The 21,217-nt window shown below is 45.5% G+C and carries 22 protein-coding genes; 7 read left to right on the forward strand and 15 right to left on the reverse strand.

Translation table 11 applies throughout. The features are described from left to right. Positions 1–112 precede the first annotated feature (112 nt). The 3 genes from ilvC to ilvB form a co-directional block, all read right to left on the reverse strand. On the reverse strand, positions 113–1,105 hold the full coding sequence (ilvC, locus tag JOD82_RS20560) for a ketol-acid reductoisomerase (protein WP_013309387.1): 993 nt from the start codon (positions 1,103–1,105) through the stop codon (positions 113–115). Between the two features lie 163 nt (positions 1,106–1,268). Further along, a complete protein-coding gene (gene ilvN / locus JOD82_RS20565; protein WP_023987760.1) occupies positions 1,269–1,754 on the reverse strand; it encodes an acetolactate synthase small subunit in 486 nt (161 codons plus the stop codon). A 1-nt stretch (position 1,755) separates the two neighbouring features. Further along, positions 1,756–3,501: a biosynthetic-type acetolactate synthase large subunit gene (ilvB, locus tag JOD82_RS20570; RefSeq protein WP_029516475.1), complete on the reverse strand. Its 1,746-nt coding sequence runs from the start codon at positions 3,499–3,501 to the stop codon at positions 1,756–1,758. A 613-nt stretch (positions 3,502–4,114) separates the two neighbouring features. Between ilvB and JOD82_RS20575 the strand changes: the two genes are divergently transcribed. After that, positions 4,115–4,555 carry a GNAT family N-acetyltransferase gene (locus JOD82_RS20575; RefSeq protein ID WP_029516474.1) on the forward strand — a complete coding sequence of 147 codons (441 nt, stop codon included), beginning with the start codon at positions 4,115–4,117 and terminating at the stop codon, positions 4,553–4,555. 34 nt (positions 4,556–4,589) lie between these two features. Here the strand turns inward: JOD82_RS20575 and JOD82_RS20580 are convergent, their stop codons facing one another. The 9 genes from JOD82_RS20580 to JOD82_RS20620 all read right to left on the reverse strand — a co-directional run bounded on the left by JOD82_RS20580 (position 4,590) and on the right by JOD82_RS20620 (position 13,006). Then, a complete protein-coding gene (locus tag JOD82_RS20580; protein ID WP_023987757.1) occupies positions 4,590–4,937 on the reverse strand; it encodes a hypothetical protein in 348 nt (115 codons plus the stop codon). A gap of 262 nt (positions 4,938–5,199) precedes the next feature. Further along, positions 5,200–6,159: an ABC transporter permease gene (locus tag JOD82_RS20585; protein ID WP_209949861.1), complete on the reverse strand. Its 960-nt coding sequence runs from the start codon at positions 6,157–6,159 to the stop codon at positions 5,200–5,202. 1 nt (position 6,160) lies between these two features. Next, positions 6,161–7,240 carry an ABC transporter permease gene (locus JOD82_RS20590; protein WP_069012850.1) on the reverse strand — a complete coding sequence of 360 codons (1,080 nt, stop codon included), beginning with the start codon at positions 7,238–7,240 and terminating at the stop codon, positions 6,161–6,163. Then, on the reverse strand, positions 7,233–8,771 hold the full coding sequence (locus JOD82_RS20595; protein WP_029516472.1) for an ABC transporter ATP-binding protein: 1,539 nt from the start codon (positions 8,769–8,771) through the stop codon (positions 7,233–7,235). The genes JOD82_RS20590 and JOD82_RS20595 overlap by 8 nt, the downstream gene beginning before the upstream one ends. Before the next feature lie 141 nt (positions 8,772–8,912). Continuing rightward, the gene (locus JOD82_RS20600) at positions 8,913–9,950 is read right to left on the reverse strand and encodes a BMP family lipoprotein (protein WP_061829124.1); all 1,038 of its coding nucleotides are present in this window, start codon (positions 9,948–9,950) and stop codon (positions 8,913–8,915) included. Positions 9,951–10,328: 378 nt separating this feature from the next. Then, complete coding sequence (rplT, locus tag JOD82_RS20605) at positions 10,329–10,688, reverse strand: 50S ribosomal protein L20 (RefSeq protein ID WP_007429517.1); 360 nt, start codon at positions 10,686–10,688, stop codon at positions 10,329–10,331. A gap of 51 nt (positions 10,689–10,739) precedes the next feature. After that, positions 10,740–10,940: a 50S ribosomal protein L35 gene (rpmI, locus tag JOD82_RS20610; protein ID WP_013309379.1), complete on the reverse strand. Its 201-nt coding sequence runs from the start codon at positions 10,938–10,940 to the stop codon at positions 10,740–10,742. Between the two features lie 20 nt (positions 10,941–10,960). Next, on the reverse strand, positions 10,961–11,458 hold the full coding sequence (gene infC / locus JOD82_RS20615) for a translation initiation factor IF-3 (RefSeq protein WP_010349250.1): 498 nt from the start codon (positions 11,456–11,458) through the stop codon (positions 10,961–10,963). A 309-nt stretch (positions 11,459–11,767) separates the two neighbouring features. Continuing rightward, positions 11,768–13,006, reverse strand: coding sequence for a glycosyltransferase family 2 protein (locus tag JOD82_RS20620; protein ID WP_029516470.1), 1,239 nt, complete (start codon positions 13,004–13,006; stop codon positions 11,768–11,770). A gap of 610 nt (positions 13,007–13,616) precedes the next feature. Between JOD82_RS20620 and JOD82_RS20625 the strand changes: the two genes are divergently transcribed. Together JOD82_RS20625 and JOD82_RS20630 are read left to right on the forward strand one after the other, a co-directional pair. Then, positions 13,617–14,144, forward strand: a complete 528-nt coding sequence (locus JOD82_RS20625; RefSeq protein ID WP_029516469.1) for a phosphatase PAP2 family protein — start codon at positions 13,617–13,619, stop codon at positions 14,142–14,144. Positions 14,145–14,195: 51 nt separating this feature from the next. Further along, positions 14,196–15,329, forward strand: coding sequence for an MGDG synthase family glycosyltransferase (locus tag JOD82_RS20630; RefSeq protein WP_029516468.1), 1,134 nt, complete (start codon positions 14,196–14,198; stop codon positions 15,327–15,329). Between the two features lie 41 nt (positions 15,330–15,370). Here JOD82_RS20630 and trmB read toward each other — a convergent pair whose 3' ends face one another. Both trmB and JOD82_RS20640 read right to left on the reverse strand, forming a co-directional pair. Continuing rightward, positions 15,371–16,084, reverse strand: a complete 714-nt coding sequence (gene trmB, locus JOD82_RS20635; RefSeq protein WP_209949862.1) for a tRNA (guanosine(46)-N7)-methyltransferase TrmB — start codon at positions 16,082–16,084, stop codon at positions 15,371–15,373. Positions 16,085–16,188: 104 nt separating this feature from the next. Next, positions 16,189–16,386, reverse strand: coding sequence for a hypothetical protein (locus JOD82_RS20640; protein ID WP_013309373.1), 198 nt, complete (start codon positions 16,384–16,386; stop codon positions 16,189–16,191). A 306-nt stretch (positions 16,387–16,692) separates the two neighbouring features. Here JOD82_RS20640 and mnmL point away from each other — a divergent pair, with 306 nt between their 5' ends. The 4 genes from mnmL (at position 16,693) to JOD82_RS20660 (ending at position 20,404) form a co-directional block, all read left to right on the forward strand. Beyond that, positions 16,693–17,646: a tRNA modification radical SAM protein MnmL/YtqA gene (mnmL, locus tag JOD82_RS20645; RefSeq protein ID WP_029516466.1), complete on the forward strand. Its 954-nt coding sequence runs from the start codon at positions 16,693–16,695 to the stop codon at positions 17,644–17,646. Next, complete coding sequence (mnmM, locus tag JOD82_RS20650) at positions 17,647–18,228, forward strand: tRNA 5-(aminomethyl)-2-thiouridylate-methyltransferase MnmM (protein ID WP_209949863.1); 582 nt, start codon at positions 17,647–17,649, stop codon at positions 18,226–18,228. A gap of 168 nt (positions 18,229–18,396) precedes the next feature. Further along, positions 18,397–19,371 carry a type I phosphomannose isomerase catalytic subunit gene (locus tag JOD82_RS20655; protein ID WP_029516464.1) on the forward strand — a complete coding sequence of 325 codons (975 nt, stop codon included), beginning with the start codon at positions 18,397–18,399 and terminating at the stop codon, positions 19,369–19,371. A gap of 25 nt (positions 19,372–19,396) precedes the next feature. Next, the gene (locus JOD82_RS20660) at positions 19,397–20,404 is read left to right on the forward strand and encodes an alpha/beta fold hydrolase (RefSeq protein ID WP_029516463.1); all 1,008 of its coding nucleotides are present in this window, start codon (positions 19,397–19,399) and stop codon (positions 20,402–20,404) included. 98 nt (positions 20,405–20,502) lie between these two features. On the opposite strand, the gene JOD82_RS20665 is transcribed toward JOD82_RS20660, so the two are convergent. Continuing rightward, on the reverse strand, positions 20,503–21,033 hold the full coding sequence (locus JOD82_RS20665) for a YfiT family bacillithiol transferase (RefSeq protein WP_029516462.1): 531 nt from the start codon (positions 21,031–21,033) through the stop codon (positions 20,503–20,505). Positions 21,034–21,217: the final 184 nt, after the last annotated feature.

Here is a 21,217-nt window from a genome sequence, read left to right on the forward strand (position 1 = left end):
CCTCAGGATTAGGACCCTTAAATTACAATGCGGCTCACGCAATAAGCAGGGCCGCATTGTAATTAATATTTATAAATAATGCATGTAGTCGAATTCATAGTACAAAAGATTATTACTTTTTGATCCAATGCATCATTTCACGCAATTGTCCGCCCACCACTTCAATCGGATGGTTAGCTTCATTACGACGAGTAGCCGTCAGGAATGCACGTCCAGATTGATTTTCAAGGATGAAGTCACGAGCAAATTTACCTTGTTGAATGTCAGTCAACACATCCTTCATGGCTTTCTTCGTATCTTCCGTTACCACACGTGGTCCAGTTACATAATCGCCATATTCCGCTGTATTACTGATGGAATCACGCATCGTTGCCAATCCACCTTCATACATCAAGTCAACGATCAGCTTAAGCTCATGCAAACATTCAAAGTATGCCATCTCAGGAGCATAACCTGCTTCAGTCAATGTTTCAAAGCCCGCTTTTACAAGTGCGCTCACGCCGCCACACAATACCGCCTGCTCACCGAACAGATCCGTCTCCGTTTCTTCACGGAAGGAGGTTTCAATTACGCCCGCACGTGTACAGCCAATGCCTTTTGCGTAAGCAAGTCCGATTTCTTTGGCCTGACCCGTTGCGTCCTGCTCAATTGCGATCAGCCCCGGTACTCCAAACCCTTCTACATAAGTACGACGTACCATATGTCCTGGGGATTTTGGAGCAACCAGCAATACATCGCTATCTTTAGGAGCTACGATTTGTCCAAAATGAACGTTAAAACCATGGGAGAACAAAAGAGCTGCGCCTTTTTTCAGGTTAGGTTCAATTTCATTTTTGTACACAGAAGCTTGAGTTTCATCAGGTAACAAAATTTGAACCACATCTGCACGGCTTGTTGCATCAGCTACGTTCAGAACTTCAAAACCGTCGTTTCTTGCGACATCAGCCGATTTGCCTTCACGCAAACCAATAACAACATTCACACCACTGTCACGCAAGTTTTGTGCTTGAGCATGCCCTTGGCTACCGTAACCAATAACGGCCACTGTCTTTCCTTTCAATACGCTGAGTTCTGCATCTTTTTCGTAGTACGTTGTAACTGCCATGGTTAATTTCCTCCTTTTAATTGGACCCTTCATAATGAGCGGGTACTCCAAGAGACTTTCCCTCGTGATTAGCATCTAAAAATCTCTTCGAGTCCCCGCTCTTATGCGGGCGGTTCTTTATTGATGTAATGCGCTATAAGCGGTAATTCGTTAAAGCTCCATATTAAGCATTGCCACGTATCATAGCTGTAACCCCGGTTCGAGTCAACTCCCGAATACCGTAAGGCTTCAACAACTCGATCATGGCATCAATTTTTTCTGTATCGCCAATGACCTGTACAATCAAACTCGTCGTTCCAACATCAATTACAGCTGCTCTGAATGTTTCTACCACGCCCATAATCTCTGGCCGTTGAGGCGGTTCTGCCTTTACCTTTATCATCGCCAATTCCCGGGCTACCATTGGTTTGGAACTGAGATCGATGACCTTGATCACATCAACCAGCTTGTAAAGCTGCTTTTCAATCTGCTCTAGGTTGTTCTCATCCCCTACAGTCACAATGACCATACGGGATAATCCAACTTCTTCCGATTGTCCCACAGTTATGCTCTCAATGTTAAAGCCGCGGCGACCGAACAGGCCGGACACACGTTGCAAAACGCCGGGTTGATCATTTACCAGTACAGCAATGGTATTTTTTGTTGTCATTTTACTCGTCCCCCATCAGCATTTGATCAATTGTCGAACCTTGCGTCACCATTGGATATACGTTCTCTTCCTTGCTGACTACAAACTCGACAACGACCGGTCCGGGTGTATCAAGCGCCTCCTGCCAAGCCCGACGTGCCTCTTCCTTATTCGTAGCACGCAGCCCTTTGACACCGTATGCTTCGGCAAGTTTCACAAAATCCGGACTTCCCGCCAAGTCAATGTGGCTATACCGATTGTTATAGATCAATTCCTGCCATTGGCGAACCATTCCAAGCACCTGGTTGTTGATAATTACGATTTTAACCGGAATGTTATTGATTGCACAGATGGCTAATTCCTGCGAACACATCTGCATACCGCCGTCCCCGTTAATCGATATTACCAATCTGTCGGGATTGGCCATTTGAGCACCGATTGCAGAAGGGAAACCAAATCCCATCGTACCGAGTCCACCAGAGGTGACCCATGAGCGTGGCTGATTGAATTTGTAATACTGCGCTGCCCACATTTGATGCTGTCCCACGTCTGTCGTTACGATTGCACCACCCTTGGTCGTTTCATCCAACAACTCAACAACCCATTGTGGTTTAAGCACCGTTTCAGAATCCTTATAAGAATAAGGTTTCTCATTCTTCCAATGCTGAATTTGCGCTCTCCATGCATCTGCCAGGTCCGCACGTTTCACATCCTGATTCAGCAATTCCAGCACTGCCTTCACGTCACCCACGATAGGAATATCCGCTGCAACATTTTTTCCAATTTCAGCAGGATCGATATCAATGTGGACGATTTTAGCTTGAGGAGCAAACCCATCCAACTTGCCTGTTACCCGATCATCGAAGCGGGCTCCGATACAGATCAACAGATCTGACTGTTGAATCGCCTGATTGGAGGTGTATGTTCCATGCATCCCCGGCATCCCCGTCCACAGTTCATGTCCACTTGGGAAACCACCCAATCCGAGCAATGTTGTCGTGATAGGAATTTCCGTTTTACGAACAAACTCGTAAAGTGCTTCATGTCCACCGGAGTATACAACTCCTCCACCTGCCAGAATGAATGGACGTTCTGCTTCGGAAATAGCTTGAGTTAGCTTGTCTAGTTGAATTTTGTTGGGCAACACTTTCGGGTTATAACCCCGCATGGTCACAGGTTCCGTTTGTGGGACAAACAACGTCTGGGCTGCAGAAATATCCTTCGGAATATCAATCAGTACCGGTCCCTTGCGCCCTGTGTTGGCAATATGAAATGCCTCATGGATGATTCGCGGTAGATCCTCTACATCTCTTACCAGATAGCTATGTTTCGTAATCGGCATTGTAATTCCCGTAATATCGGCTTCCTGGAAAGCATCCGTACCGATCAGGGAAGATACAACGTTACCCGTGATGACCACCAACGGCACCGAATCCATAAAAGCCGTCGCAATACCAGTTACCAGGTTTGTCGCTCCAGGTCCGGAAGTCGCAATACAGACGCCCACTTTACCGCTCGCCCGTGCATAACCATCTGCCGCATGAATAGCTCCTTGTTCGTGACGAGTGAGGACATGCTTGAAATCCTTAAAGCCATACATGGCATCATAGATATATAACACTGCACCACCAGGATATCCGAAGACACAATCTACTCCCTCCAGCAACAGGCTACGGAGTAAAATTTCCGAACCTGTAATCACTTCAGGCTTCATCCACTTTTCACGTAATTCATTGGTTGACCTAACTTCAGGAATTTGTGCACTCATTGGTCATCCTCCTTTACAAAATTTACATACATCTGACATTTGTAAAAACAAAAAAACCTTTCATCCCTAGAACAGACTTGCTGTTACTGAGGGACGAAAGGCTGTAGCTTCCGTGGTACCACCCGTGTTTGCCCGATATTTCGCAATATCGAACCTTGGCAGGTACAGAAATCACAAAGGATCTCCATATCTGGCGTCTGTAACGTAGACCGTACGATTTTCCCTAATAGGTGATTTAGTACGCCGTTAATACCATCGGGCCCAAATACTTTTCAGGAAAACAGCTCCAAGGTGAGCTCGTTAAAAAGGGATTTTGGTGAAGCTTGCAGCTAATGCCTCACTCTCTGAACAAAAGAGCCCTAATCACTTCGTCCTCTTCATTGCCGTTGAGTTCATGTCATTCTTTCAAATGTTTAGACACATTATATGTCTCCCATCTGGGATAGTCAATACCCATATTTCATAAAAATTTATGTTTCTTTTCTGAAGCACCTCCGAGTCGCACGCTTGTAAGAGGTACCCGCATATTATAAAAAAGACCACACGGTGAGACAGTACACTCCTCCAAAGCCACGTCTTATCTTGTTAAAAGGGTAGAAAAGGAGGCCCGTTTATGATTCGAAAACGCAGCTCTCAAGATGACAACATCATCTTTCGTCTAATCGAGCAAGAGCTTGTCCCCCTATCACATTTAAGTGCCCAGGAAATGGAACAAATACGCAAAGAATTACCCCGGCGCTTAAACCGGGGCATCACTTTTGTAGCTTGCAGACCGGATAATGCACAGGTTGTTGGCTTCATTCATGTTATGCTGCATGGCGAACTATTATACATTGATTTGATCGCAATCTCTTCGGCTCATCAAGGTATGCGATACGGAAAAAAACTGCTTGAGCATGCCGAACACTACGGACGACTGCGTCGCTGCAAGCGGGCTAAAGTGATGGTGGATGAAGACAATATCAGGGGGATCCACTTTTATCTGCGTCATCAATATCAAATGCTGCGATACGTAGCTTTGAGCCGATGCCACGAACTCGAAAAGTTACTGTAAAAAGTATCTTTTTCGGGCTCAGGATTTTGTATGACTAAAATAAATTAGGGTAATACGGATATCCTACCCCGGGGTATCCCCCGTCTGTATACGGGCCTGGTTGCGGACCATATCCTGGTCCTCCATAGCCCGGACCGTAGCCACCATATCCCCCACCATAGGCACCAATGTATGGAGCTGTGCCGATGGCAAGCAAGTCAAACAGCACCAGAGGAATAATTGCCTTCGTGTTCACTTTTTTCTTGCGGTTTGGTTGAAGAACCAGTCGGTTACCCGAAATGCGAATCAGCTTGCCGCTGACCTGGGAACCATCCTTGCGAGTAGCAAAGATGACTTTGCCGACAAGCTTCTCCACCTGCTTTCTGGTTACTGCCTGTTTCATCGTATTTCCTCCTTCTTCTCAACGGATGGACAGATTGAACGGCTCCTTGATAGCTCATCACCACCACAAAATAGACCGGAGCTGACAGGGGCCGAGCGTCCCGTCCAATCTGCATAGCACAGTCTATTCCATTCATGCCAGTAGCGTATGTTTAAATGCCTGCACAATATAAAAAAATCTGATACCTGCATATGCAGATACCAGATTTTTTTATACACCCATGTACATTTTGCAAAACATACAGCATCAGTTGTTTATAAGTTTAACGCTTGCTTGGATCATAAAGTTGACCCAAAGCGGCCGGAGCGCGTGAACGTCCGACAGCCGCTACCAGTACAATAATCGTCAGGAGATACGGCAACATAAAAATAATTTCCTGGGGAATACTTTGTGACCATGCGAACAGCTGCACATAGTTGCGAATGGCTTGTGAAAAACCAAAAAACACTGCTGCGCCAAAAGCACCGAGCGGATTCCATTTACCGAAAATCATAGCGGCAATAGCAATATATCCCTGCCCCGAAACTGTATTGTGTGAGAACATGTTGGTTGTAGTCAGAGTGATTGTAGCTCCACCAATCCCAGCCAACGCCCCACTAATCATCACACCAATATAACGAAGACGATTTACTTTAATTCCCACGGTATCGGCCGCTCCTGGATGCTCCCCAACGGAACGCAAACGCAAGCCAAACGGTGTTTTATACAAGGTTAAATATCCAATAACAACCAATAGAATGGCTAGATATGTCGTTGGGTAAGCTTGGAAAAAGGCTTTTCCTGCAATCGGGATATCCACAAGGTAAGGGATGGATATTTCGTTGAAACCCTGAATCCGACCGGTGTCACCATCACCCTCAAATAAAAGCTTGACCATATACAGCGTACTACCTGCTGCCAGAAAATTAATAACTATACCACTTATTACCTGATCAGCTTTAAAGGTAATAGAGGCTACAGCATGAATTAGCGAAACCAGAATACCGAACACCGCAGCTGACAGCACACCTACCCAAGCCGCAGAGGTGCCTCCTAGTCCAGCTTGCTCGGCATAAAATCCGCCAACACCCGCTGCAAACGCTCCAAATACCATAAGTCCTTCCAACCCGAGGTTCGTCACACCGGATTTTTCTGAAAAAACTCCGCCGAGAGACGCAAAAATAATCGCCGTCGCAAAAACGAGCGTTGTATGGATTAATTCACCAAGTGTTAACCAACTCATTTTACAACACCTTCTCTTTCTTCCGCTTGGAGTAGAGCGGCTTCACAACCCAACGTACAATACCTTGGGCCGCAATGAAGAAAATAATCGAGCCGATGACAACCCGGATAATTTCGGGCGGTACATCTGCGCTAAAGCTCATCCCCGCAGAACCATACGTAAGCGTTCCGAACAAAACAGAACCAAGCAGCACACCAAATGGGTTATTCATCCCAATCAGAGCTACAGCGATACCGTCAAAACCCGTTCCCGGTGATCCTGCCATGACAGATTGATAATGGAATACTCCCAGCACTTCAAAGGCCCCTGCCAATCCGGCAAAAACTCCACTAATGAACATCGCTTTTATAATATTACGATTTACATTCATACCTGCATAACGGGATGCATCCTGATTAAATCCGACAGCCCGTAGCTCATAGCCCTGCTTTGTTTTCCACATGAAAATGTAGAAAAAGACTGCTGCCAGCACAGCAATAACCGTACCCCAATGTACCCGAGCATTCCCCATCATCTGGGACAGCCATTCGATGGAAATTGAAGCAGAAGGCTGAATATCCACAGAACGATTCTCACCTTCCATAAGTGCGAACTGATTGATCACCAAATTAGCCAAATACAGGCCGATCCAGTTCATCATAATACATGTAATAACTTCATTCACGCCTCGTTTGGCCTTCAAATAGCCAGCAATCGCAGCCCACAGGCCTCCGAAAACTGCGCCTGCAATCACAGCTAGCGGTGCATGAATGATAGCTGGCAGTCCGTGGAGTTTAATGCCCACAATCGAAGCAGCTGTCATACCTACCAGAAACTGACCTTCGCCACCAATATTAAACAATCCGGCGCGGGCCGCAAAAGCAAATGCCAACCCCGTCAAAATCAGCGGAGTCATCTCGCGGATAGCCTCTCCAAAGTTATAAGAATCTCCGTATACACGGCTAAACAAAGCAGAATAGGCCACAATAGGGTCATACCCGCCAATCAGCATCACGATAGCACCCAGAAGGAGACCCAAAATAATAGAGACCAGCGCCAGTACAAAGGAGTCTTTTGTGAATATTTTCAATAGATTAGCCATTCTCTACTCCTTTCTTCACTGCACTTCCTGCCATCATCAGTCCCAGTTCCTGGTCATTCGTTTCTTCTGGCAGCACTTCCCCGACAATCTTGCCCTCATAGATGACAGCAATTCGGTCGGATACATTCATAATCTCGTCCAGTTCAAAAGATATGAGCAACACAGCTTTACCTTGGTCCCTCTGCGCAATCAGTTGTTTCTGGACAAATTCAATAGCTCCAACATCCAAACCGCGTGTAGGCTGTGCTGCAATGAGAAGGTCCGGATTTTTATCAATTTCACGCGCAATGATAGCCTTCTGCTGGTTCCCACCAGATAATGCTCTTGCCTTCGTGTGAATATCCGGTGTTCTAACATCAAACTTTTCGATGAGACTTTTAGCCTGTTTCTCTATAGCATCTTTGTTCAAGAAACCATTTTTACTGTAAGGCGCCTGGTAATACGTCTCCAGCACCATATTTTCACTCATAGAAAAATCGAGCACCAACCCATGCTTATGACGGTCCTCTGGTATATGTGAAACGCCTGCCTCTGAAATTTTGCGTGGTGACTGATTGGCCACCTCTTGTCCGAGCAAACGAATGCTCCCGCCATCCACCTTGCGTAAGCCTGTCAAAGCTTCGATCAGCTCACTCTGTCCATTACCATCTACTCCGGCAATCCCCAAAATCTCGCCCGCCTTGACCTGCAGGTTCAACTCATTTAGAACATGAATACCATCCTTGTTTTTAGAAATTACATTGTTCATTTCCAATACCGTTTGTCCTGGTTGCGCAAGCTGCTTGTCCACTTTAAAGGACACACGACGGCCCACCATTTTCTCAGCCAGCTCATTTGGTGTTGTTTCAGACGTCTTGACCGTATCAATAACCTGACCTCGGCGAATGATCGTAACGGTATCCGCAATTTGCATGATTTCTTTAAGTTTATGAGTAATAAGAATAATTGATTTGCCTTCAGCCACCAAACGTTTCATAATGTCCAGCAACTCAGTGATCTCCTGTGGTGTCAGTACAGCTGTAGGCTCATCGAAAATCAGAATATCTGCACCGCGATAAAGCGTTTTAATAATTTCTACACGTTGCTGCATACCCACAGATATATCCTCAATTTTGGCATTCGGATTCACCTGAAGGCCGTACTGCTCAGACAACCGCTGTACTTCTGCGGCAGCCTTTTTATAATTGATTTTCAGACCCTTACGTGGCTCCGAGCCCAGGACAATATTTTCGGTAACGGTAAACGGCTGTACGAGTTTAAAATGCTGATGCACCATGCCAATCCCCAGATCAATCGCCTTATTTGGACTATCAATCTGTACAGGTTTACCTCCGATTTCAATGGTCCCTTCATCCGGCTGATACAGTCCGAAAAGAATATTCATAAGCGTAGATTTACCCGCGCCATTCTCACCCAAAAGGGCATGAATTTCTCCCTTATGCAGCTTGATGCTGATGGAGTCGTTGGCAACGATGCCGGGGAATCGTTTTGTAATTTGCTTTAACTCAACGACGGGGGTCGCTGCATCCATGAGATCACCCTTATACACTTTATAGTATGTGCTCCAATGAGCTGATTTTGCCCGTTATAATCCATATAACTCCAGACGTAAGAACAAGGCTAGTCTTATGAACCAGCCTTGTCGCCACCTCTATATTCTTCAATCCAAAACTTATTTCGAAGGAACTGTAATTTCGCCCTTAATAATTTTTTGCTTGTATTGTTCTACAAGATCAAGCACGTCTTTAGGTACGTTTTTCGTTGAAGTGTCTGCCAAACCAATGCCATTATCCTTCAGAGCCAGTGTTTCGACACCGCCCTTAAATTTACCGTCAATTACTTCTTTAGATACGCGTTTTACAGCTTCATCTACACGTTTTACCATCGAAGTCAATGTTACGTCGTCACCAAATTCAAGCGATTGGTCTTTATCCACACCAATAACCCATACTTGCTGACCTTGTTGCTTACGTGCGAGTGCTTCGTTAAATACACCTGTACCAGATCCGCCAGCTGCATGGAAAATAATATCTGCACCGCTGTTATAGATCGTCGCAGCCGCTGCTTTACCCAGATCCGGCTTATCAAATGCACCTGTGTAGTTAACTTCCAATTTTGCATTTGGATTTACAGCTTTAATTCCTGCTTCGAATCCTTTTTCAAAACGTTTGATCAACGGGCTATCTTGTCCACCCACAAAACCAATTTTGTTTGTTTTAGTAAGCTTTCCAGCTACAACCCCCACCAAGAAGGAACCTTCATTTTCAGCAAAAACAACCGATTTTACGTTAGGCGCATCCACGACACTGTCAATGATCGCCAAATTCTTGCTCGGGTTGTCTTTCGCTACTTGTCCAATCGCATTCGCCAGATTAAAACCGATTCCCCAAGTCAGGTTAAAATCACCCTTAACAAATTGGTTCAGGTTAGGAATATAATCTTGATCGGATTTACTTTGCAGGTATTTAACTTTAACGCCTGATTCTTTCTCAGTGGCTTGTAGTGCCTCCCAAGCAGATTGGTTAAACGATTTGTCGTTTACTCCACCCACATCTGTAACCATGCCGATTTGGACATTCGATGTTTTGGCAGAACCACCTGTGTCTCCACCATTTGCGTTGGACGCACCTTGATTTTTGTTACCGCAGCCTGCGAGAATGACCGAGATCGCCAGCAGCATAACCAAAGACATACTGAACATTTTCTTCATGCTGATACTGTTCCCCCTTAGTGTTAGATCCCTGGACTGTCTCTTTTCGTTGAACATGTACATGCTCATGCATGTCATTTACTGACGAGACAGATCGTACAGAAGACTTACTTTAGAGATTATACAATTATGATCGGCTAAAATCTAGACAATTAATAACCTTGGGTCAATTTTTTTTAAAACCTCAACAATGTAAGCGCTACAATCTTAAAAAAAACATACATTCTTCCATCCTACGTCATATTTATTCGTATTTTGGAGAAAACAAAGTCTTTTCCGTACCATTGAGTATGTACAAAAAAAGGCATCCCTACACAGCGTACTGCTTGGGATACCTCTTTACCACTTTCGTGGTTTCCACGCCTTCATTATGAATAATTAAGCGTTGATTTTGCCTTTAGCAACAGTTGCCAAAGAGTTGAATGCATTAATATCATTGACTGCAAGATCAGCCAAGATTTTGCGGTTAATGTCCACACCAGCCAATTTCAGGCCGTGCATCAATTTGCTGTAAGACAAACCGTTCAAACGAGCTGCTGCGTTGATACGCACGATCCACAGTCTGCGGAAGTTACGTTTCGTCTGACGACGGTCACGGTATGCGTAAACAAGCGATTTCATTACCTGCTCGTTAGCTGTTTTAAAAATGCGGTGTTTGGAACCAAAATAACCTTTAGCAAGCTTCAATACTTTTTTATGACGACGACGAACGACGAATCCGCCCTTTACTCTTGCCATATCAAATGACCTCCCAAATAATGTTTATACTTCCTTCATTGCCGTGCTGTGCTATTTCAGGTTAGCAAGACCTTGTTTCAGACGCTTAACGTCCCCAGGTGCCATCTCAGGGTTAGTACCCAGAACGCGTTTTGCACGTTTGGATTTGTGGGAAAGCAAGTGGTTTTTGTAAGCTTTGTAACGCATTACTTTACCAGTACCGGTAATTTTGAAGCGGCCTTTAAGGCTGCTATGTGTTTTCATTTTAGGCATTGAACTTCCTCCTTAATTTGTCATTGACTCTTTGGAGCCAATATCATAATCATGCTGCGTCCTTCGAGCTTGGGTTGGCGCTCCACGGTACAAAGATCAGCAACTTCCAATTTCACACGTTCGAGAATTTTTTGACCCACGTTAGCATGAGTAATTTCACGACCGCGGAAACGAACGGAGCATTTCACCTTGTCCCCTTCATTCAGGAACTTCACCACATTGCGAAACTTGGTTTGGTAGTCATGTTCCTCGATGTTGGAACGGAACCATACCTCTTTGATGTCAACGATCTTCTGGTTTTTACGGGCTTCCTTTTCTTTCTTCTGTTGCTCATAGCGGAATTTTCCGTAATCCATAATCCGACACACGGGCGGCTTCGCTTGAGGCGCCACGTTCACGAGATCCAAGTTTGCGTCAATCGCCATTTGCAAAGCTTCACGCGTCGGTTTAATCCCGATTTGTTCACCGTTCGCACCAACTAGACGTACTTCTCTCACTCGAATCTCATCATTGATCATATGTTCCTTACTAATAACCCTCCACCTCCAGAACCTGTTATTGTTGTATTGTGTTTAAGCACAAAAAAGGGATGACGACTACACAGCCGACATCCCTGTCTGATACTCAATTCATCATGAAAGTTCAATTCACAAATCATTGGATCATGACCAGCCGGCAATACCGGACAGGTGAGAAGTCGGACCTTCTACTTGTTAATCCATACTTTTCAATTAACATACTCAAATATCTTATCACGGTGCAATCGAGGTGTCAACACTTTAATAAAAATTGATGACACCGATCTCTAGTCCTATTCCACCGTCTAATTACCCTTGCTTGCTCTGAACCTCTTCTAGGCGAACGACACGCGTATGCTGGGTATGGCTCCATTGCTTGTTGTTTTGTGTGAAGAACGCATAGACCGTAATTGGATACCACGATATCGCATAGACCGGGAACAGCAATAAGTACAGATATACTTTTTTGAATGTGACCTTTTCCAAAATCATTGCGAGCACAAAAGTAGCAACATTCAAACCAATAGCTATAACACCGGTCCAAGCTGGTAACTGTACATAGATGTTCTCGATATTAGGTCCACCAAAGAAGGCGATATCTATCCACATAGCTACTGTCATCAAGAAGGTGAGCAGTACGATATACACGTTCAGACCATAAAGAGCCATATCGAATTTAATCAGGCTTCTATGCTTGATACTTTGCCACAGCAACGGGAAGAAATAACGACGAGCGACCGTGAAATGACCTTGCATCCAGCGCAGACGCTGTCTGGACGAGGCTTTGAACGTCAACGGCTTTTCATCATATACCTTGGCATCGTAATTAAATCTTGGATATACGTTGCACTGCGTGCAGCGCATGGTGAATTCCAAATCCTCTACGAGACTTGTCGCACCCCAGCCCATTTCCTTAAGCAGATTTGTTTCAAAGCACATGCCTGTACCACCGAGGAAATTAGCCATGTTCAGATTGTGACGTGACAGCTGCCACAAACGGTTGATGTACCAATAAGATACCCCGTATGCCGCTGTAATCCAAGAATCCTCAGGATTCTTAGTATCAATGTACCCCTGGATAACACGGGCACCTGTACACAGATCATTGTTCATTTCACTCAAAAAATTGGTATGCGCCAAATTGTCAGCATCAAACATGACAATGGCATCATATTGGCGTGGCATAGCCCATAATTCCTTGAGCATCCACTCAATAGCGTAGCCTTTACCACGCAGATTCGGATTCGTACGTTCACAAGCATTCATGCCGTGAGCGCGAACGATGTCCGCAGTCTTATCTGTACAGTTATCACAGATTACGAACACATCGTAAAGTTCCTTCGGATAATCAAGTTGCTTCAAATTTTCCATCAACGCTCCGACAACCTGTTCTTCATTGTGGGCAGCGACTAAAATGGCAAATGACTTTTCTGGAGCCGCGTGCTCTTTCCTTTTCTTCCGAACCAATCCGAACAAGGAGAATGCAAACTGATAGACTGCGATCACCGCCAGTATGACCTGGAGCGTCACAAAAATAGCGTCTAACATGATCTCTTGTTACCCCCTTTTTATACCCCTTAAAATCTTGCGTTTGTTTGTTTTCTATCTGTGTAGCGCAAGTTGCGGCGCTTTTCGCGCCTTTTCTGTAGTTTTTGACCCGACCCTTGCTTTCTTCATTGGCTGTGCGCAGCCCCCTTTTGGCTGACACAGGAACGCCATTACGATTTTCGTTGGTTTTCAATCTTTTGTCAAAGCCCTTAAACCGGTCTCAGCAGCAAAAAAACACAACAAACTCCCGTTTAAACCGGGAATGCAGCGCTGGACTTCTCATTCATGACGTTTAGGTCTTATTTTCATCCATTTGCTAACTTTTTATTTCTTTGGTCCCTCCTTTTTGTGGGCCAATTAGCAACCACTTCTAAACACTCTATCTTATTAGACGGATGAACGCAAAGAAAGTTATACAATACAGCTTATATTCCATTAACATTTTTGTGTAGAATTGAACCAAGTAAGTTATGAATATTTAGTGATTCTTGAAATGAACAGCGTTTAAAAATATGATGAGAGCAAGAGAATAATTACTTATGGTCTGATTATGTCAAAATGACTCAAAATATTTGCCGACTGACCTGAACCGGCAACCGGAGGAAACCAAATGCAACGTCTAGTCGTAAAACTTGTAAGTCTGGAGCAGCAGTTGTTCAAATGGATCAACGGACGCTTACACAACCGTTTTTTGAACTTCTGGCTTTATTATCTCACACATTTAGGCGGGGCTACCTTTACTATAGCCTCCACACTCCTTATTTGGTGGCTCGCTCCGAACCCGTGGAAAGATTCCGGTATGAAGGGAGCCATCGCTCTTGGGGTCAGTCACATCCCCGTAGCTATCGTTAAAAAGCTGTACCCACGGATTCGCCCGTATTTAGCGCTACCAGGTACAAATACATTCCGTAACCCCTTGTCGGACCATTCTTTTCCCTCAGGGCACACGACCGCTATTTTTTCAGCTACCGTGCCTTTTATGCTACAGTCACCGATGCTAACACTGCTGCTGTTGCCTGTAGCGACAATTGTAGGTTTTTCTCGGATTTATCTAGGTCTCCACTACCCAACGGATGTACTTGCAGGAGCGGTGATCGGAACGTCTGCAGCAATAGGAACGGTTGCATTCTGGCCTTAAAGCCGATATGGTATGATTGAGAACATCCCAGCAGGAACAGGTGAAATGAGAGTGGCTAAAAAACGAGTGTTATTATTATCGGAAGGTTTCGGTGCCGGACATACTCAAGCTGCCTACGCGCTCTCAAGCAGTTTGCGGAAGCTTTCTCCGAATGTGCAGACAAGAGTGCTGGAGCTGGGGAGTTTTTTGAATCCAAGAATGGCCCCCCTTATTATTACAGCATACAAGAAGACTGTCGTATCGCAGCCTCGCCTAGTCGGATTGGTTTACCGTCATCAGTACAAAAAATCATTAAACCGTCTTACAACGCTCGCTTTGCACCGTCTGTTCTACACGCAGACCCGAAACATTCTCCGGCAGCTTCGTCCCGATTTGGTGGTATGTACTCATCCCATCCCAAGCGCGGTAATTTCACGTTTGAAGCGCTTAGGTTTACATGTTCCGCTTTGTACTGTTATTACAGACTACGATGCACATGGAACATGGATTAGTCCCGAGGTTGACCGGTACTTTGTATCTACGCCTGAAGTCATGCGTAAGCTGCGAGCACGCGGAGTACCCGTCTCGAAAATCCAGGTGACCGGTATTCCCGTTCATCCAAATTTTTGGGAACATCCTGGGCACGATGAAATTAGAGAACAATTTGGACTTAAACCCATCCCGACCGTACTCGTTATGGGTGGCGGCTGGGGCCTTATGAATGACGAAGTTATACATCGTTCGCTTACTCAGTGGAGAGAGAACATTCAATTTATTTTTTGTTTGGGGCATAATGATAAAATTCGTCGTAAAATGCAATTAGATCCCAGGTTTAATCATCCAAATATTCATATCTTCGGATTTACACGGGAAATCGACAAATTAATGGAGGTATCGAATCTGCTCATCACCAAACCCGGCGGAATGACATGCACCGAGGGATTGGCTAAAGGGATTCCGATGCTGTTTCACAAACCTCTCCCTGGACAGGAGGAGGAAAATTGTCAATACTTTACGGCTCAAGGCTACGGAGAACCGATTACTTCGCTGGATGTTGTCGTGAAATGGATGAACCGACTGCTACACGATTTTCCAGAAATCGTCCGCAAACGACAGGAGCACGTCCACAATGTAGCGCGATATTATCCTCTTCAGAGCGCACAGAGTATTTTGGATATACTGGAACCGAACAGGGTGCTTTCCTAAAAGGAAGCACCCTGTCTTATTTTATCCATTTGATCTTTTTTTTATTTCCCGTACTTTTCAAGGCGTGTTTTTCCGTACTCTTCCAAAGCATCTTGGCCGATCAGCACTTCGACTCGATGAATATTCATACCCTTGCCCATGAACTTTTGTTCATATTCCGTCATGACATGCTCCTCGTTGATCCCCTCACGATGAAGGTTTAACGAAATATTCGTCATTTGTAAACCGCTATCGGCAAACGAATTCAAAGAAAACTCAAATAGTGTCTCCGAATCAGTCTTAAAATGAATTTGTCCTTTGCTGTTCAAAAGCTGACGGTACTTGTCCAAAAAACGCGGATGCGTCAAACGACGACGTGCATGCTTGGCTTTAGGCCAAGGATCACTAAAATTTAGATAAATGCGTTCAATTTCTCCTGGTTCAAAAACATTCTCGATCTGTTCAATGTTTGCCAGTGCCAATTTAATATTAGGCGGCGTATCAACCTCTGAATTACTCCAGGCCAGACGGGACTTTTCTGTTGCACGGCGAACCAGCTCATCATACATATCAAAGCCAATATAGTTAACCTCTGGATTCCGGAAGCTCATTTGGCTTATAAATTGCCCTTTACCCATACCGAACTCTACATGAATGGGACGATCATTACCAAAAAGCTGTTGCCATTTCCCCTTATACTGTGCCGGCTCCAAGACGACTAGATCCTGCTGTTCTTCCAGACTTTCCCGTATTCCTTTTCTTCCGCGTAAACGCATGTTACTCCTCCATATACTCTGTTATCAAGGAAAAAGGAATTTCACCCCCGCTTGAAGATACGGAAATGAAATTCCTTTTTCAATATATTTGGATTGGGGTCCAACTAATTTAATTGTTCATAGTCTACCCCATCAGCAGGTGAAAAATCAATTGTCTTTTGGCAAGCCGCTCTGATTTTTTGACGTGCGGTCGTTCCAATCTGACGATCCTGCCCAAAACGGACACCAGTCAATGCCAACGCCTCATCAAAGGTTAACTCAACAGTAACTTTATCCATACGCGTCTTATCCTGCGCATTCATAAAAGATCACCTCACGGGTTATTTGTGATGGAACCGACGTGCACTTACCCTAAAACAGGCGATAGAAACAGCATAGCTGCCTCCCTGAAGAATAATCATTAGCAACGGATAACTTTTATCTTCAGGATCGAAAACAGTCCTTTTATTGTATGTCTGGTACCGCTTACAATATAACATATTGTGTAACCTTTTTCAATCCGCAACGCCGTGAAATCCGCACATTTTATTGACTTGTTCGGTCAAATGATTCCCAATGAAGACTAATTTTTGTTACAATAGGGTGATCGTAAAAAAAGGAGTACACCCATGAAAACAGATTTATTGCCTGCTCCTCTCCTGTGGGGAGATAAACGGTTCCACACTTGGAATTACGAAATGCGTGAGCAATTTCAAAATAAAGTGTTCAAAGTCATGCTAGATGCGGGTTTTACCTGTCCGAATCGCGATGGCTCCATCGCTAAAGGGGGCTGCACCTTTTGTAGCGCACGCGGATCGGGTGATTTTGCCGGGCGTCGTCGTGATGATCTGGTCACCCAGTTTAATACGATTCGGGATCGACAGCATCTAAAATGGCCAAACGCCAAATATATTGGCTATTTCCAAGCCTACACGAATACGTATGCCCCGGTTGAGGAACTGCGAGAATACTTTGAGGTAATTCTGGAGCAGCCCGGCGTTGTCGGTCTGTCCATCGCTACACGTCCTGATTGCCTGCCTGACGATGTAGTGGATTACCTTGCCGAGCTAAACGAACGCACGTACCTGTGGGTCGAAATGGGTCTGCAAACCGTCCATGAATCGACCTCAGAGCTGATTAACCGCGCTCATGATACTCAATGCTATCTGGAGGCGGTGGAAAAGTTGCGCAAGCGGAATATCCGCGTGTGCGCCCACATTATTTATGGTCTGCCCCAAGAGACGCATGAAATGATGCTTGATACGGGACGTGCAGTAGCGGCTATGGATGTGCAGGGCATCAAAATCCACCTGCTGCATCTCATGCGCAAAACGCCTATGGTCAAGCAGTATGAAGCGGGATTGCTACGCTTTCTGGAAAAGGACGAATACGTGAAGCTGATTGTTGATACGCTGGAGTTTTTACCTCCCGAAATGATTGTTCATCGGTTAACCGGAGATGCCCCACGCGATTTGCTAGTGGGACCCATGTGGTCGCTCAAAAAATGGGAAGTGCTCAATGCCATTGATCATGAACTGAAGTCACGCGAAACGTGGCAGGGAAAATACTGGAGGCAACCTTAAATGGGATTCCTATCCGTCCTGAGCTACGCTCATCAATTGGTGGCTACGCGGGTGCAGCCAGGCGATACTGCTATAGACGCTACCGTCGGTACAGGAGCAGATACGTTATTTCTGGCAAAAGCTGCTGGCAAACGGGGCCGTGTCTATGGCTTTGACATCCAGCAAGAAGCACTGCATTGCGCCCGTCGTCGACTGGAAGAAAACGCTTCACCTTCATTAGCAGAAGTATCGCTACTACTTCAAGGTCATGAGCAAATGCGGGAGGCCGTTCCGGACATGCTGCATGGCAAAGTCGCTGCGGTCATGTTTAACCTCGGCTACTTGCCATCCGAAGGCGCCGATCCTACGGTCATCACGCATACGCACAGTACGCTCGTCGCACTGGATGCTGCCTTACAATTGCTGCGACCACGCGGCATTCTGACTGCCGTACTCTATCCAGGGCATGCTGGAGGAAGTGAAGAAGCAAATGCCGTTCTTCAATGGGCTTCTGCTCTCCCGGTCTCCAGCGGTCAAAGCATTATTTATCGTCAATTACAACGAGCCGCTTCACCTTACGTAGTGGCAGTTGAGAAGAAATAATGTCGGATTTTAAACTCAGGTTATGAGCGGCTTTTTTACCGCCTTACATATATCATTTTTTTAGCTCGTTTGGGCGCTATTCATCCCAGTTTATTGCCCATCAGCACGTTATTGATTTCCCTATTCTGTTAGATCACACTCATTTACTCATTATGGAGGAGAGAAATTATGCTAAAGCCATACCCGCTGCAATTTCAACCTGAGTTCAAAGAGAGAGTTTGGGGAGGACGGGCCTTAGAGCAATTTGGTCTAACCCCACCAGAAGGACATATCGGGGAAGGATGGATGATTGCCGATCATCCAAACGGAACAACAACGGTCATCAATGGTGAGCTGGCAGGCAAAGGACTGGATGAAATTCGCGAGACCTACGGGCAAGATTGGCTCGGGGCCAAGGGTGTATCGGAAAAAGGCGGACGATTCCCACTTTTGATCAAACTACTGGATTGTAATGATGACTTATCCGTTCAGGTGCATCCGACAGATGATTACAAAGGACTTCCAGCCGGAGAATTAGGAAAAACTGAAATGTGGTACGTGCTTGATGCCAAGCCGGATGCCAAGATTATTTATGGTCTGACCGAAGGTGTAACCCGCGAGAGTCTGCGTACAGCTCTTGAAAGTGGGGACATCCTCGGCAGTTTGCGCCAGGTTCCAGTCGAAGCAGGCGATACATTCTTCATCCCCGCTGGAACCGTACATGCACTGTGTGCAGGCGTTGTCGTTGCTGAAATCCAGCAAAATTCGGATACTACCTATCGCTTATATGACTATAATCGCCCCGGACTGGATGGCAAGCCTCGTGAGTTGCATATCGAGGATTCCCTCAATGTAACCTCCTACGCAGGTGCAGGCGCAACAACGATGAAAACGGACGGCTTACAGCCTGGAAAATGGCTCCAGCTGGCAGCCTGTGAGTATTTTGTTGTGGAAAAGGGTATCGTAGATGGAAGTTGGGCACTTTCTACAACGGAAGACAGCTTCACCATTCTCGTGATTTGTGAAGGCAGTGGGACCATAACATGGAACAATAATACCGAGTCTCTTTCCTGTAAAGCTGGAGATTGCTTCCTGTTGCCCGCTAACCTGAGCGGTTACACGCTGAATGACGGAATGACCGTACTTAGATCTTATCTTCCTTAAGGCTTAAAGGATGTGATGTCTAATTATGCGGGAATACACCTTCACCATCGCTGAAAATGATGGAACAGAGCTTTTTGCCTACCGCTGGCTGCCCGATCAGAATTTGCCCATTAAGGGGATTGTTCAAATTTCGCATGGTATGTGCGAGACGTCCTATCGGTACATCCGACTGGCCGAAAAGCTTACTGCTTGCGGTTACGGTGTGTATGCCAACGATCATATCGGTCACGGGCGCACGGCTGGTGATCCTGATAAGCTGGGTATGCCAGGAGCTGATGCGTTTAATCGAATGGCAAATGGCATGCTGGAGCTAGGCGAAATTGTGGCTAAGGAATTCCCTGAACAGTCTCGTTTTTTGCTGGGTCACAGCATGGGGTCCTTTTTAACCCAGAAAATTATGTATGACGATCGGCAGACGTATCATGGGTTTATTTTATCGGGAACCAACGGAAGACGTGGTCTTCTAAAACTCGGAGAGCAAGTTGCTCTACTGCAAGCCAAACTGCAAGGAATGGATCATCGCAGTATGTTGCTCAACGCTATGGTCTTTGGAGGCTTTAATCGTGCCTTTCGTCCGGTGCGCACAGCGTTCGACTGGCTGTCCCGTGATCCTGAGGAAGTAGATCAGTTCGTGCACGACCCATTATGTGGAGCTATTTGCACGACAGGCTTTTTTCTGGATTTTTTCAGGCTATTGCAAGAAATCCATTGGCCTTCCTCGCTGAAACATATCAATCCCAAACTGCCAGTTTATATTTTTGCCGGGGATCGTGATCCAGTGGGTTTGTTCGGTAAAGGCGTGTTGTCACTAGTGGAAATGTATCGAAGCCTAGAGCTTCAGGACATAGAGTATCGCCTCTATCCTGATGGTCGCCATGAGATGCTTCATGAAACAAACCGCGACGAGGTGATGAGTGACATCGTAGACTGGCTCGACCGTCATGTTAATACAGAGGTGACCTCTGTTTCCACATTGTCTGGAGCCTCCGATGAACCTGAACAATCAACCTCGTCCAAGTCATCAGCCTTGTGAGGAAATAAGAAAAGAAACCTTTAAAACCACGATTAAAGTGGGATTGAAGGTTTCTTTTCTTATTCCTTTTTATTTTCCATTTGGGTTAGTTTTAAAAATCACCATGCATTTCGTTCTCTCAGGGAAGTAATATGAGCTGTGTGATGTTTGCCATGCCAGGCATAGATACCGATGTTTCGTTCCAGGCGGATCGTCTGGCCCGATTCAGGATGAATAAACGATCGGTGTAGCTGATCCTCTCCCAACGATCGCAACACGGTCACCCACCGTTCATGCAGTCCTTCTAGCAATTGCAACGAGGGCTCCAGTGGAAGTTCCCTGGCGTCTGGTATTTCGGCCCAACGTCCCTCATCATATGGCTTGATCGTCGGTGTATCCTCCGTCAGCGCCAGTTTAAAACGGATATAGCTGTTCATATGGCTGTCTGCCACATGATGAACTACCTGCCTTATCGTCCAGCCCCCTTCACGATAAGGCGTATTTAGCTGCTGCTCATTCAGTCCTTCGACCGCCAGACGCAGCTGTGCAGGCAATTCAGCAATGTCGTGAATCCATGCGATAAGCTGTTCTTCTGTAATGGTGTCTGGAACAACGAATGATCCTATCGGATAGCGCAAGTCTTTGTCCAAAACAGTTCCCGCCCTTCTCTACATCTACTGACAGTAATGTCTGTAGCCTTATGTGATAACTATGCAGGAAAAAAAGCAGACTCGCAAGAGTCTGCTCAGGCTGTCGAGAAAGTCTCGACAGCCTATTTTATGTTAATTTTGTTTAAGACGACACCGCGTTAATGTTGTATAATATAGGTAACTA

Source organism: Paenibacillus sp. 1182, from assembly GCF_017833915.1.
GTDB lineage: Bacteria > Bacillota > Bacilli > Paenibacillales > Paenibacillaceae > Paenibacillus > Paenibacillus polymyxa_D.